Origin of the sequence: Lactobacillus taiwanensis DSM 21401, from assembly GCF_001436695.1 — a bacterium.
GTDB lineage: Bacteria > Bacillota > Bacilli > Lactobacillales > Lactobacillaceae > Lactobacillus > Lactobacillus taiwanensis.
In genome coordinates this window covers 238,697-252,658 of the sequence record NZ_AYZG01000051.1, presented here as the reverse complement: position 1 = coordinate 252,658, position 13,962 = coordinate 238,697, and the positions used below count along the sequence as shown (strand labels likewise).

At 36.0% G+C, this 13,962-nt stretch carries 14 protein-coding genes; all 14 read left to right on the top strand.

The window, feature by feature from the left end; translation table 11 throughout:
- Nucleotides 1–25 precede the first annotated feature (25 nt).
- A complete protein-coding gene (locus FD18_RS07455; RefSeq protein WP_057719297.1) occupies nucleotides 26–883 on the top strand; it encodes a DegV family protein in 858 nt (285 codons plus the stop codon).
- Nucleotides 883–1,110 carry a YozE family protein gene (locus FD18_RS07450; RefSeq protein ID WP_057719296.1) on the top strand — a complete coding sequence of 76 codons (228 nt, stop codon included), beginning with the start codon at nucleotides 883–885 and terminating at the stop codon, nucleotides 1,108–1,110. Before FD18_RS07455 ends, FD18_RS07450 begins: the two co-directional genes overlap by 1 nt.
- 7 nt (nucleotides 1,111–1,117) lie before the next feature.
- The gene (locus FD18_RS07445; RefSeq protein WP_057719295.1) at nucleotides 1,118–2,569 is read left to right on the top strand and encodes a S41 family peptidase; all 1,452 of its coding nucleotides are present in this window, start codon (nucleotides 1,118–1,120) and stop codon (nucleotides 2,567–2,569) included.
- A 1-nt stretch (nucleotide 2,570) separates the two neighbouring features.
- The gene (gene ylqF / locus FD18_RS07440) at nucleotides 2,571–3,410 is read left to right on the top strand and encodes a ribosome biogenesis GTPase YlqF (RefSeq protein ID WP_057719294.1); all 840 of its coding nucleotides are present in this window, start codon (nucleotides 2,571–2,573) and stop codon (nucleotides 3,408–3,410) included.
- Nucleotides 3,407–4,159, top strand: coding sequence for a ribonuclease HII (locus FD18_RS07435; protein ID WP_057719293.1), 753 nt, complete (start codon nucleotides 3,407–3,409; stop codon nucleotides 4,157–4,159). Before ylqF ends, FD18_RS07435 begins: the two co-directional genes overlap by 4 nt.
- Nucleotides 4,160–4,212: 53 nt before the next feature.
- Nucleotides 4,213–5,058: a DNA-processing protein DprA gene (gene dprA / locus FD18_RS07430; protein WP_057719292.1), complete on the top strand. Its 846-nt coding sequence runs from the start codon at nucleotides 4,213–4,215 to the stop codon at nucleotides 5,056–5,058.
- Between the two features lie 65 nt (nucleotides 5,059–5,123).
- A complete protein-coding gene (gene topA, locus FD18_RS07425) occupies nucleotides 5,124–7,205 on the top strand; it encodes a type I DNA topoisomerase (RefSeq protein WP_057719291.1) in 2,082 nt (693 codons plus the stop codon).
- 97 nt (nucleotides 7,206–7,302) lie between these two features.
- On the top strand, nucleotides 7,303–8,619 hold the full coding sequence (gene trmFO / locus FD18_RS07420) for a methylenetetrahydrofolate--tRNA-(uracil(54)-C(5))-methyltransferase (FADH(2)-oxidizing) TrmFO (protein ID WP_057719290.1): 1,317 nt from the start codon (nucleotides 7,303–7,305) through the stop codon (nucleotides 8,617–8,619).
- Nucleotides 8,620–8,621: 2 nt separating this feature from the next.
- Nucleotides 8,622–9,545, top strand: a complete 924-nt coding sequence (gene xerC / locus FD18_RS07415; RefSeq protein WP_057719289.1) for a tyrosine recombinase XerC — start codon at nucleotides 8,622–8,624, stop codon at nucleotides 9,543–9,545.
- 4 nt (nucleotides 9,546–9,549) lie between these two features.
- The gene (gene hslV / locus FD18_RS07410) at nucleotides 9,550–10,074 is read left to right on the top strand and encodes an ATP-dependent protease subunit HslV (protein WP_057719288.1); all 525 of its coding nucleotides are present in this window, start codon (nucleotides 9,550–9,552) and stop codon (nucleotides 10,072–10,074) included.
- 10 nt (nucleotides 10,075–10,084) lie between these two features.
- A complete protein-coding gene (gene hslU / locus FD18_RS07405) occupies nucleotides 10,085–11,479 on the top strand; it encodes an ATP-dependent protease ATPase subunit HslU (RefSeq protein ID WP_057719287.1) in 1,395 nt (464 codons plus the stop codon).
- 27 nt (nucleotides 11,480–11,506) lie between these two features.
- On the top strand, nucleotides 11,507–12,394 hold the full coding sequence (locus FD18_RS07400; RefSeq protein ID WP_057719286.1) for an aldose 1-epimerase family protein: 888 nt from the start codon (nucleotides 11,507–11,509) through the stop codon (nucleotides 12,392–12,394).
- Nucleotides 12,395–12,454: 60 nt separating this feature from the next.
- Nucleotides 12,455–13,057, top strand: a complete 603-nt coding sequence (locus FD18_RS07395) for a LysR substrate-binding domain-containing protein (RefSeq protein ID WP_057719614.1) — start codon at nucleotides 12,455–12,457, stop codon at nucleotides 13,055–13,057.
- Nucleotides 13,058–13,208: 151 nt separating this feature from the next.
- Complete coding sequence (locus FD18_RS07390; RefSeq protein WP_057719285.1) at nucleotides 13,209–13,772, top strand: metal-dependent hydrolase; 564 nt, start codon at nucleotides 13,209–13,211, stop codon at nucleotides 13,770–13,772.
- Nucleotides 13,773–13,962: the final 190 nt, after the last annotated feature.

The window sequence follows — 13,962 nt, the reverse complement described above, 5'->3', positions numbered from 1 at the left end:
AGAAGAATAGGGGATAGGAGCTAGAATGGCTAAGATTAAAGTAGTAACTGATTCCTCAGTTCAATTAACTCCTGAAGAAATTGATAAATATAATATTACAGTAGTTCCATTAACTATTACTATTGATGGTCAGACTTACACAGATGGCGTCGACATTAGCCGCGAAGAATTTGTAAAAAAGATGGATGAATCAAAAGAATTGCCTAAGACTAGTCAACCGTCTATTGGAGTTTTTGAAAAAGTATTCAGAGAATTAACCGAAGATGGCAGTCAAGTTGTCGGAATTTTTCTTGCCCGTTCTTTAAGTGGAACTATTGAAGCTGCTAGACAGGCAGCCGATTTGATTGGTAAGAGTGATCAGATTAGTTTGGTGGATTCTGAGCTTACTGATCGTGCAGAAGCATATCAAGTTTTAGCTGCGGCTAAGGATGCACAGGAAGGCAAAAGTCTCGAAGAAATCCTTGCTCATATTGAAAAGCTTAAGCAAAATCAAAAATTGAGAATGATTGTCGTAAATCTTGATAATTTGATTAAAGGTGGTCGTCTGGGGCCGGTAGCTGGTAAGATTGCCACTTTATTAAATATTAGAATTGAATTGCACATGCCTGATGGTAACCTAGATGTTGCTAAAAAGGGACGTGGCAAGAAATTCTCTAAGAATTTTGATAAACGAATTTTAAAGTACGTAGAAGAGCATAAGCATGAACTTAAAGAAGTATCCATTTCTTACGTTGATACTTTAGAAGATATGCAAGCATTAGGTGAAAAAATTAAAGAAATTAATCCTGATATTAAGGTGTTAATTCGTGTTACTAGTCCAATTATTGCAACTCACGCTGGTAGCGGGGCTTATGCAGTTTTCTATACAACGGAGGACTATTAATGGCATATCGTGAAAGCTTTTATCGCTTTTTAATGACGCAAAGAAATCCAGGATCTTTAGATGATATTGCTCAATTTGCTAATAATGCTCAACATGACAGTTCTTTTCCAAAACAAGAAGAAGACTATGAAAAGTTATCAGAATATTTAGAATTAAATGCTGGTTATTTACCAAGCATGAGCGTTTTTGACAAGGCATATCAATTATATTTAGATAATATGAACTGAGGCTAATATGGCAGAAGTAGAACCAAATAATTCTCATCAAAATAAAGAAATTTCAAATAATAAAAAGAAGCATCTTCCCAAATATGCTCAATTTTTGTTAACCGGTATAGCTGGTGCAGCAATTGGTGCAGGTTTGACCTTTGGAATTATGGAAGTTAAGGAACTAAAGTCACCTTTTTATCAAGTTGAAAAAGTGTATGAGCAATTACAAGGTTCATATTATAAAAAAGTCTCACCGCAAACATTGCGCCAAGGGGCAATTAACGGGATGCTTAATAGTCTTAATGATCCTTTTTCTGAGGGATTAAGTGGAGCAAACCAAGAACAAGTCAATAATATTTTAGAGGGCTCGAGTTTTGGCGGGGTAGGTATTCAGATGGCAGTACGCAACAATAAAGTTGTTGTGGACTCTATTGTTGCTGATTCCCCAGCTTCGAAAAGTACTATTAAGCCTGGCGACGAGATTGTTGCCGTTGACAATAAAAAAGTCAGCGCAGCCCAATTTACAAAAGTGGCAACTTTAGTTAGAGGGAAAATTGGCACTAAAGTAACATTAAAGCTTAAGCGAGGTAATTCGACCTTTAACGTTACTTTAAAGCGTGCTAAAATTTCTCAATCTAGCTTAACTAAGCGTACTGAAGACAATGCTACGATTATTACAATTACGCAATTTGATGTTAATACTGCTAAAGATTTGAAGAGTGCTTTAAAGTCAATAAATACTAAAAAATATCCTAAGCTAATTATTGATTTACAAGATAATCCCGGTGGAGAAATGAATGCGGCTTTGAAGTCTGCATCGTATTTCTTACCCAATAACAAGATAATTATGCAGTACAAGGATCGTACCCAAAAAGAAGTGATTCGTTCTGATAAAAAATTATCGGGTGGCTTCCATACTTCATTAAGACCAATTATTTTAATTAATGGCAATACCGCTAGTGCCAGTGAGATTTTTACGGCTGCTTTAGTAGAAAATCACCGTGCAGTTTCTGTTGGTCAGACTAGTTATGGTAAAGGCACTGTTCAAGAAGTCGGACAAACAGCAGATGCAGAGTATAAATATACGATTGCTAAGTGGCTGACACCAAACAGTACTTGGATCAATCAAAAGGGATTAAAGCCTACTTATCCGGTTCCAGAATCTGCTTTAGCAAAACTACCGCAATTCCAAAGTATGAGTATTTTAAAGAAGTCAATGACTGGTGTTGATGTAGCTACTTTGCAGCAATATTTAACTGCTTTAGGTTATATGCCAAAGCACGTTACTGGTGTTTTTGATGATGAAACTAAAAATGCGGTAGTCGAGTTCCAAAAAGCACATAATTTGACAGCAGATGGTATAGTAAATGGGCAAGTGCAGGCTCAACTTTACTTGGCAGTAGCGCAAAAATTGCAAGATGATAATCCTGCTTTAAAGAAAGCTCTGAGTTTAAATCTAAAGGATGTGGAGGATTAAAATGGCAACTATTCAATGGTATCCAGGACATATGAATAAGGCTAAAAATCAACTTGAAGATAATTTAGACTTAATTGATGTTCTAATTGAAGTATTGGACGCACGCTTACCAGTTTCTTCCCGTAATCCAATGATTGGACAATTAACGAAAAAGAAACCGCATATCATTATCTTAAATAAGGCTGATTTAGCTGATTCAATTCAAACTAAAAAGTGGACTAGATATTATCAAGACGAGGGCAATTTTGTTATCTCAATGGATGCTCAGCACAACACTAATATGACTAGCTTATATAAGATAATTAAATTAGCTGGTAAGGAGAAAACTGATAAGTTAATTGCTAAAGGTGCATCAAATCCAATGATTCGTGTGGCAATTGCGGGAATTCCTAACTGCGGAAAATCAACAATTATTAACCGAATGGTTGGTAGAAATGCAGCAATTGTTGGTGATAAACCGGGCGTAACTCGCGGACAAAGTTGGCTTAAAACTAAAACTAACGTTCAAATTTTAGATACACCGGGTATTTTGTGGCCAAAATTTTCTGATCAAGAAGTAGGCTATAAATTAGCTGCTTGTGGTGCAATTAAGGCTGATATTTTCCATCCTGATGATGTCGCCTTATTTGTGATTGAATTTTTAAAGCAAAATTATGAAAAAGATCTTGTTAAATTTGCACAAGCAACAAGTGAAGAAATAAATAATATGTCTAATCCAGATTTGTTATTGGCAATGACTAATAAGTATGGCATGAGAGACGATTATGATAAATTCTCGCTTTTCATGCTTCAACGCTTGCGTAAAGGAAAATTGGGAAGGATTACATTCGATCTTAGATGACCATTACTGAAATCAAAAGCTTGCTTCAAGGAGAAGTAAGTATCGAACAATTAAATGAGTTAAAAGCTGACGAACGAAAAGGAGTTCAGAAGCTGTTAATTAGTTATGAGAAACGCCAAGCAAAATTTGCTCAAGCTAAGGCTCAATTTCAGGATCGCTTTTCTTATGAAAAAAGGTTCTGGCTAAAAGATCAGCTAGTTGCTGGGGTTGACGAAGTAGGACGTGGTCCATTAGCTGGACCAGTAGTTACTGCAGCGGTTATTTTGCCGCATGATTTTGATTTAATTGATGTTAACGATTCAAAAAAATTATCTCCCAAAAAACGCCAGGCTCTTTTTCCAAAAATTTTAGAAAAAGCTATTAGCGTAGGTGTCGGGTTAGCTAATAATGATGTTATTGACCGAATTAATATTTATGAAGCTGACCGTGTTGCAATGGCACATGCAGTCCAAGGATTGAAGGTAAAGCCAAATGCTTTATTAGTCGATGCTATGAATGTGCCTTTAAACATTCCACAGGTTAAATTAATTCATGGGGATGCAAAATCTAATTCAATTGCGGCAGCTAGCATTGTTGCTAAAGTTTTTCGAGATAATTTAATGGATGCATATGGCGAATTATATCCTGAATATGATTTTAGACATAATGCAGGATACGGTACACGTGAACATATGGAAGCACTAAAAAAATATGGTCCAACGCCGATACATCGCCGTTCTTTTGCTCCAGTTAGCGAATACGAAAAATAAATAAAAAATAAACCTTCACTTTTGCGTACTTGATAGTGGAGGTTTTTATTTATATGAATTTAAAAGAATTTTGTTTAAGATTAAAATTGCAACAAGGTATTGGGATTACCACTTTAGGGAAAATTGCAGAAAGTTTTACTTCAGAGGAAGAAGTAACAGTTGACAAAATAGAAACTTTATCATTAAAATCAAATATCCAAAATCTTGTTTTTGCTGCGATGAAAAATGATAAGTTTAATTCTTGGATTGAGAAAATTGAGTTGCAGTGTAATGTTGTAACAATTTTTGATTCAATCTATCCTGATCGACTTCGCGAGATGTATAATCCACCGACGCTACTTTTTACACGAGGAGATTTATCCTTGCTGCAAAAAGAAATTACAGTTGTTGTTGGCGCTAGGCAGCCAACAAGTTATAGTCGCTTTGTATTAAAGCAATTAATTCCGCAGTTAATTGAGCAGGATTTTGTGATTGCAAGTGGATTAGCGCGTGGAGTTGATGGAATTGCTCATCGAGAAACGTTAAATAACCATGGCAAGACAATTGCCGTAGTTGGAAATGGCCTTAACCATTTTTATCCGCAAGAAAATAAGGCGCTTCAAGAAGAAATTGTGGCTAAGGGATTACTAATTAGTGAGTATCTACCCGACACGCCACCGCGCCCTTATAGGTTTCCTGAACGCAATAGGATATTAGCGGGTTTAAGTAAAAATATTATTGTCACTGAAGCGAGGAAGAGATCAGGATCTTTAATTACTGCAAATATTGCTTTAGAAGAAAATAGAAATATTTTTGCAGTTCCTGGCCCTGTTTCTAGTCCCTTATCTGAAGGGCCTAATGAGTTGATTGCAGCAGGTGCTTATCCATTAGTTAATGCTGACTTTAAAAACTTACTTTAGTTGACAAGAGTGAAATTTTTGGTATTTTAGAATTTGGTAGAAATTGTGCAAGGAAGGGGCATTTTATGCCTACTAAACGAAAAAATAAAAAGAATTTAGTTATTGTCGAGTCCCCTCATAAGGCTAAGACAATTGAAAAATATTTAGGTAGAAATTATCATGTTATCGCTTCAAAAGGTCATATCCGTGATTTACCCAAGTCCCAAATGGGAGTTGATGTAGACCATGATTATCAACCAAAGTATATTTCCATTCGTGGAAAAGGCGATACGATTAAAGAATTAAAAAGTGAAGCTAAAAAGGCTAAATACGTTTATCTTGCTTCCGACCCCGATCGTGAAGGAGAAGCTATTGCTTGGCACGTTGCGCATGCTTTGAACTTAGATCCTAAAGAACATAACCGAGTTGCCTTTAATGAAATTACTAAAGACGCTGTTAAAAATGCCTTTAAAAATCCACGAACAATTGATATGGATATCGTTGATGCTCAGCAAGCACGTCGTGTTCTTGACCGCTTGGTTGGTTATTCAATCAGCCCTATTTTGTGGCAAAAGGTTAAGAAGGGGTTGTCTGCTGGACGTGTTCAGTCAATTGCCTTGAAGCTTGTAATTGATCGTGAAAACGAAATTAAGAACTTTAAGCCAGAAGAATACTGGACAATTGATGCTGATTTTGAAAAAGGCAAAGAAAAATTTAAGGGTGCTTTTTATGGTATCAAAGGTAAAAAGCAAGAATTGCCAAATAATGAAGCAGTTCAGGATGTTTTAAAACGCATTGATAAGCGGAAGAACTTTGAAGTTACAAAGGTGGTCAAAAAGGAAAGAAAACGTCAGCCTGCTGCTCCATTTACTACTTCAACTATGCAGCAAGAAGCAAACAAACGCTTAGGCTACCGTACTCGTAGAACAATGAGAATTGCTCAATCTCTTTATGAAGGGGTTAACTTAGGTAAAGGTTCAGTAGGATTAATTACTTATATGCGTACTGACTCTAAACGAATTGCTAATGTTGCAAAACATGAAGCTTCAAAATTTATTCACGAAGAATATGGTGAAAATTATGCAGCAGTTAAGCCACAGCATTTTAAAAACGATGCGGATGCTCAAGATGCTCACGAAGCAATTCGTCCAACCTCAGCCTTTAGAACTCCAGCTTCAGTTAAAGAATATTTAACTACTGAAGAATATCGTCTGTATACTTTAATTTGGTCAAGATTTATTGCTAGTCAAATGACTCCAGCTGTTTATGATACAGTCAGAGCTGATATTGAGCAAAATGACGTAACTTTTAGAACAACTGGTTCAAAACTTAAGTTTGCTGGTTTTACCAAGGTTTACGACAATCAAAAAGAAAAGAACAATGAGTTACCTGAGTTAAATGAGGGCGATAAGGTTAAGCTTAAGAAGACTGATGATCGTCAGCACTTTACTCAACCACCAGCACGTTATACTGAAGCTAGTTTAGTTCGTGCTCTTGAAGAAAATGGCGTAGGTCGTCCATCAACTTATGCACCAACAATTGATACTATTCAAAAGCGTTATTACGTGAAACTTGAAGGTCGATCTATTGTACCTACTGAATTAGGTGAAATCGTTGATAAGTTGATCGAAGAGTTTTTCCCAGATATCGTTAACGTAGACTTTACTGCGCAACTTGAAAACGATCTTGATGGTGTTGAAGTAGGGAAGAAGAATTGGATCAAAGTAGTTGATGAATACTACAAACCATTTTCTAAAGAATTAGATAAGGCTGATCAACAAATTGAAAAGGTTCAAATCAAAGATGAACCAGCAGGCTTTAACTGCGACATTTGTGGAGCACCAATGGTAATTAAGATGGGACGCTATGGTAAGTTTTATGCTTGTTCACGCTTTCCAGATTGTCGCAACACTAAACCGATTGTTAAAAAGGTTGGCGTAACTTGCCCTAAGTGTGGCAAAGGCGAAGTTATCGAAAAGAAGTCTAAGCGTAATCGTAAATTCTACGGTTGTTCTCGTTATCCAGATTGTGACTTTGTTTCATGGGATCAACCAATTGGGCGTAATTGCCCAAACGATGGTCATTTCTTAGTTCAAAAGAAGAACAAGAAAGGCCTAGTAATTCTATGTCCAAATGGCGATTATCGTGAAGAGCCAGAAGAAAATTAAATTATTAAAAATTTCAATGATATCATTAAAACGAAAGCGGTTTAATGATATCATTTTTATATAGACTTAAAAAAGTCGAGCAGAAAGGAAAGATTACATGGTAAAGAATGTAACCGTAATTGGCGGAGGTCTTGCAGGAAGTGAAGCTGCATGGCAATTAGCTAAGCGTGGCATTGAAGTAGATTTATATGAAATGCGACCTAAGAAAAATACGCCTGCTCATGAAACTGCAAATTTTGCAGAACTAGTATGTACTAATTCAATGAGATCTAATCAACTCTCTAACGCTGTTGGTTTGTTAAAAGAAGAAATGCGTCAGCTTGATTCGTTGATTATGAAGGCTGCAGATGAAACAGCCGTTCCTGCCGGTGGAGCATTAGCAGTAGATAGGGATAAGTTTAGTTCAGTAGTTACTCAAACTTTAAAGGACTTGTCAAATGTGCATGTTCACGAAGAAGAAATTACTGAGATTCCCAAAAATGGTATTACTATCATTGCAACTGGTCCGTTAACATCTGATACTTTGGCTGAACAAATCAAAGAATTTTGTGGTACTGATTCATTACACTTTTTTGATGCGGCAGCTCCAATTGTGGCAGCAAGCTCAATTGATCGTGATATTGTTTATAAAAAGTCTCGTTATGATAAAGGTGAGGCTGCGTATTTGAATTGCCCAATGACCAAGGAAGAATTTTTCAACTTCTATAAAAACCTAATTAGCGCAGAAACGGCAACTTTACATGGTTTTGAAGATAAAAATGTCTTTGAAGGTTGTATGCCAATTGAAGTAATGGCTAAAAGAGGAGAAAAAACTATGCTCTTTGGTCCGCTTAAACCAGTTGGCTTAGAAGATCCTAAGACTGGAAAAACTCCTTATGCGGTTGTGCAATTGCGTCAAGATAATGCAGCAAGTACAATGTACAACATTGTTGGTTTCCAGACTCATTTAAAATATGGTGAACAAAAAAGAGTATTTTCAATGATTCCAGGTCTTGAAAATGCAAAATTTGTTCGCTATGGTAAGATGCACCGCAATACTTATATTGCTAGTCCAGAAGTTTTAAATGCAAACTATGAAGCTAGAAAACAAGCCGGTCTATTTTTTGCAGGACAAATGACAGGGGTAGAAGGTTATGTTGAAAGTGCAGGTTCTGGTTTAGTTGCCGGAATTAATGCGGCTAGAGAAGCTTTAGGAGAAGAAACGCTAGTCTTTCCTAAATCAACTGCTCTTGGCTCAATGGCACATTACATTACTACAACGAGTGCTAAGCACTTCCAACCAATGAATGCTTCATATGCACTCTTGCCAAAATTAGACTACAAGGTAAGAAACAAGCAAGAAAGACACTTAGAAATTTCTAAGCGGGCACTAAAAGATCTTGAGGCATTTAAAGAAGAAAAGAAGCTTGATTAATAATGTCTAAAGAAAATGATAAATTAATCAAACAATTTCAAGATTACTTGAACTATGAACGTAATTATAGTAAAAATACTGTAAGCTCTTACTTAAATGATCTAAAAGAAGCTAAAGACTTTTTTAAAGAAAATGGAGGCTTTAACGGCTGGGATAAAGTCAAAAGCCGTGATGTTGAAATTTTTCTACAAAGTTTAGCTGCTCAAAATAGATCTAGAACAACCCAGGCGCGTAAGATGTCGAGCTTAAGATCCTTTTATCGTTTCCTTGTTAAAAGAGAAATTTTAGAAAATGATCCTATGCAGACAATTAGCTTAAGATTGGGTGAGAAGAAATTGCCGCAATTCTTCTACGAAAAAGAAATGAGGCAAGTCTTTGAAAGCTTGACTGCCCACGATCAGCTCACAGTAAGAAATCGCGCAATGTTTGAGCTTTTTTACGCAACTGGGATGCGTTTAAGTGAGATGGCATCTTTAAAGCTAGATCAGATTGATTTTGATTTAAAGATTATCTTAGTTCATGGGAAAGGTAATAAAGATCGCTATGTTCCTTTTGGAAAAGATGCAGCGAATGCACTAAAAGAGTATCGCGATGATGTGCGACCTGTGCTACTTGGTCAAAATGACGATTTCGGTTATGTATTTTTAAATAATCGTGGTCAGAAATTAAGTGGTCGCGGTATTGAATACATCATGCAGCAAGTGTTCATTAAGGCTGGAGTAGGTGGGAAAGTTCATCCCCATATGCTTAGACACTCCTTTGCAACTGAAATGTTAAATAATGGTGCAGATTTACGAAGTGTCCAGGAATTGTTAGGACATGAATCTTTGTCGACAACGCAGATTTATACGCATGTCACGATGAAACATTTACAAGCAGATTATCAAAAATTTTTCCCGAGAAAAGATAAGAAAGACGAGGCATAATAATATGACAACAATTTGTTCTGTTAGATATAAAAATAAAACTGCTATTGCAGGTGACGGACAAGTTACCTTAGGTGAAAAAGTTATTGCTAAGGCAACTGCTAAAAAAATTAGAAGAATTTATCATGATCAAGTAGTAATTGGTTTTGCAGGTGGTGTAGCTGATGCTGTTAGCTTGCAAGATATGCTTGAAGGAAAGCTTGAGACTTATTCAGGTGATTTACGTAGGGCAGCTGTTGAAATGGCACAGAGTTGGAGAAAAGATCCAACTTTAGCTAAATTACAAGCTATGGTTATTGCTTTTAATGATAAGGATTTGCTTTTAATTTCTGGTAATGGTGAAGTTCTTGAACCTGACGAAGATGTGGTAGCAATTGGTTCCGGCGGTAACTTTGCTCAAGCAGCTGCAATTGCAATGACTCGTCACAGTGAAGGTATGAGTGCAAGTGAAATTGCAAAAGAAGCAGTTAAGATTGCTTCTGGAATTGATGTATTTACAGATGACCACATTACTACTGATGAAATCTAGGTGAAATATTTTGACTGAAGAAAAAACTCCAAAACAAATTGTAGAACTACTTGATAAATATATTATTGGCCAAAACGAAGCTAAAAAATCTGTTGCCGTAGCTTTATATAATCGTTACCGTCGTTTGCAACTACCTAAGCAAATGCAACAAGACATTACGCCAAAAAACATGTTGATGGCTGGTCCTACTGGTGTAGGTAAGACAGAAATTGCTCGTCGACTTGCTAAAATTGTTGATGCACCTTTTGTTAAAGTTGAAGCAACTAAGTTTACTGAAGTTGGTTATGTTGGACGTGATGTTGAATCAATGGTTCGTGACTTAGTTGAAGAAGCTGTTCGCATGGAAGAAAAAGATCAATTCGAACGTGTTAAGCTTCAAGCAACTAAGAAGGCAAATAATCGTTTAGTTAAATTGATTGTGCCAGGCATTAAGCGTGAAAATCGTGAAAACTCAATGCAACAAATGATGCAAATGCTTTCTGGTAACTTCAATATGAATCAACCACAAGATAATGAAGAAGTAACTGATGATATTCGTAATGAACGTCTTAGCGTAGCTGATCAACTTAACAAAGGCTTGCTTGAAAATCGTGAAGTTACGATTGAAGTTGAACAAGCTCCAAAAGTTAACCCAATGGGCGACATGATGGGACAAATGGGAATCGATATGTCTAGCTTAATGGGAGACTTAATGCCTAAGAAGACAGTTAAGCGTACTTTGAAGGTTTCAGATGCACGTGAAGTTTTAATTCAAGAAGAATCAAAGAAGTTAATTAACTATGATTCTCTCTACCAACGCGCAATTGAACGTACCCAACAAAACGGAATTATCTTTATCGACGAGATTGATAAAATTACTGCCGGTAACAAAAAGACCTCTGGTGAAGTATCTCGTGAAGGTGTCCAAAGAGACATCTTGCCAATCGTTGAAGGGTCAACTGTTTCAACTAAATATGGTCCGGTATCTACTGACCACATCCTATTTATTGCAGCTGGTGCTTTTGCCGAAAGTAAGCCAAGCGATTTAATTCCAGAATTGCAAGGACGTTTCCCAATTCGTGTTGAATTAAATGCCTTGACCCAAGAAGACTTCGTTAAGATCTTAAAAGATCCTCAAAACTCACTTTTGAAGCAATACATCGCATTGCTTAAGGCTGATGGTATTAAATTAGTCTTTACTCAAGAAGCAATTGACCGAATTGCTCAAATAGCTTTTGAAGTAAATCAGGGAACTGATAACATTGGTGCCCGTCGTTTAGCAACTATTTTAGAAAAATTACTTGAAGATGTTCTTTACGAAGGTCCAGACATGAATATGGGCGAAATTACAATTACTCAAAAGTATGTTGACCAAAAATTGAGTGATATAATTATTAATAAAGACTTAACAAAGTTTATTTTGTAATTTTAGTAGATAAAGAGAAATTAAATTATGGATTATCAATTAAAAAATAATTTTTTAACAGTAACGCTTTCTGATAAGGGTGCTGAAATCCAAAGTGTTAAAGATGTAAACAGCGGTCGAGAATACATGTGGCAGGCGGATCCCGAAATTTGGGGACGGCATGCTCCGGTTTTGTTCCCAGTAGTTGGACGTTTAAAGGACGATCAATATACTTATGATGGTAAAACTTACCATATGGGACAACATGGTTTTGCTCGGGATGCACAATTTACTGTTGAAGAACAAGATGATAAACACATTGTTTTTCTTCTAACTTCTAATGAAGATACTAAAAAGATGTATCCATTCGATTTTGAATTAAGAGTAACTTACACTCTAATTAATAACTTGCTTTCAGAGCACTTTACTGTCACTAATACTGATACTAAGGAAATGATTTTTGGTATTGGGGGTCACCCAGGTTTCAACTTGCCAACTGATAATGGCTTGACTAAGAACGATTATTACTTTAAGTTTGATCCTTCAATGGATCATGTTAAGATCCCACTAAAAGCACCATACCTTGACTGGGATAATCGGTCATTACTTGCAACTGATTCAATGTTTGAAATTAGTGATGAGTTGTTTAAGGATGATGCGTGGGTCTTTGAATTAAAGCAACCTAATAAGATTTCGATTAGAACTGATAAGAGTGATTACCACATCAATGTTAAGATGGAGAATGCACCATTTGTTGGTTTATGGTCACAATATCCTAAGTCCGGTAATTATATTTGTGTCGAACCATGGTGGGGTATTGCAGATACTTTAGATAGTGATGGTCAATTGGAACATAAGCGTGGAATGAATCATATCGCTCCAAAAGAAGTTTGGGAGAATGGTTTTACTATTGCGTTTCATGACAAAGCTAAGTAATTAAGATAAATAAGACTTTGGTTGAAAGATCAAAGTCTTATTTTGTATGCAGGTGAGAAAATGAAGATTGGATATTTAAAAAATTTAGGCAGACATGAGCTTGAAAAAGGAGCAAGTAGATGGCGAGCTTTACATAAAAATGAAAAAGTAATTTTAGAGTCTGTCTCATATGATGAGCTTGAAAAGAAGATTCAAAATAATGAGCTAGATACAGTATTAGTTAATTCAAGACATACTATCTACCGGCGACTAGCTACTTATCCGGTTGATGAGGTGTCTCTAGTAGTCCTAGTGCAAGCGGGTAATTTTAATAAATATCAACAAACTGTTGAAATGAGTGATTTAAAGAATTTATCTTGCATTATGGTAGCAGGAGTAGAGGAAGAAAAAAGCGAATACCATTATTTAAAAGGTGTTCTTCAAGTTGATAGTGATTTACTTGCAGTTGAAACTTTAGGAGAGGCAGTTTTAATGGTTGAATCTGGGTCGGGATACTTAATTATGAATGAAAAAACAACAACCCACATTGATGATGATCAAGTACAAAAGTTATTCTTATTGAGAGAGGGAAAACAATGCACTGAAGAATATGCTTTTATTGCTAAACCAGAAGATCAGCGAGTAAAAGAATTGAGCAAGATATTAAAAGAAGCTATCAATTAAAAGTAAAATAATTATATAAAGCTATAAAAGCATATTATTTGAAAACTCTAGTGCAAAACTAGAGTTTTTTTATACCTTGGCGTATACAAGTTCCCATTCTGGTGGGAATTTTGTTAAAATAGAATATATGTTCTAGAGAGGGTGAAAAGAAGTGCTGACTAGGTCACATAGAATTTGCAGTATTGCAATCGTTGAACTAAGCTTATTATTAACTAATCGTCTATTGATCGATCCAGTTAACAACATTATTGTTCTGGCTGCGACTGCCATTGGCGCTTCTTTACCTGATATTGATGAATATAACAGTTCTGCAAGCAAGAAATCAGTGATCAATTTTAGTCTTTTTCTTAAACATCGAGGAATTACTCATTCTTTCCTTGGCTGGGTCAGTTTTTCTGGTGGTCTATATTATTTAATGAATAGATTTATTCCTATTCATATCAACAATCTAACTTCTCAGAATTATTGGAGTGCACTTTGGTTTGGGCTGGTAATTGGCTATTTTTTGCATTTAGTTGAAGATAGTTTCAGTAAGCAAGGAGTAGAGTGGCTAGCGCCATTCTATAAGAAAAAACGAAAGTCACCAATTCATTATAAAGTTGGAGGTTGCTTTGAGAACTTTTTAACTATGATGTCTTATTTAGCAGTAATTATGATGACTTTTTATTGGATTTGGCTTTCTTTGACACCTGCAACACAAGTCTTTTTGTTTTGAAAAGTAGACTTAAGCCTGTAAGATAGGTACTGGGGGAAGATTCCAAGAGAGGAGTCCTGACTATGTCCCAATTATTAATAATAGCCGGTTTAATCGGTATTTTGTATGGTGCAGTTGGGCTTAAAGCCCAGCCAATTCCAGTTGAAAATGATACAGTTCATAAAGGACGTTAATTGACCTAGATGACCAA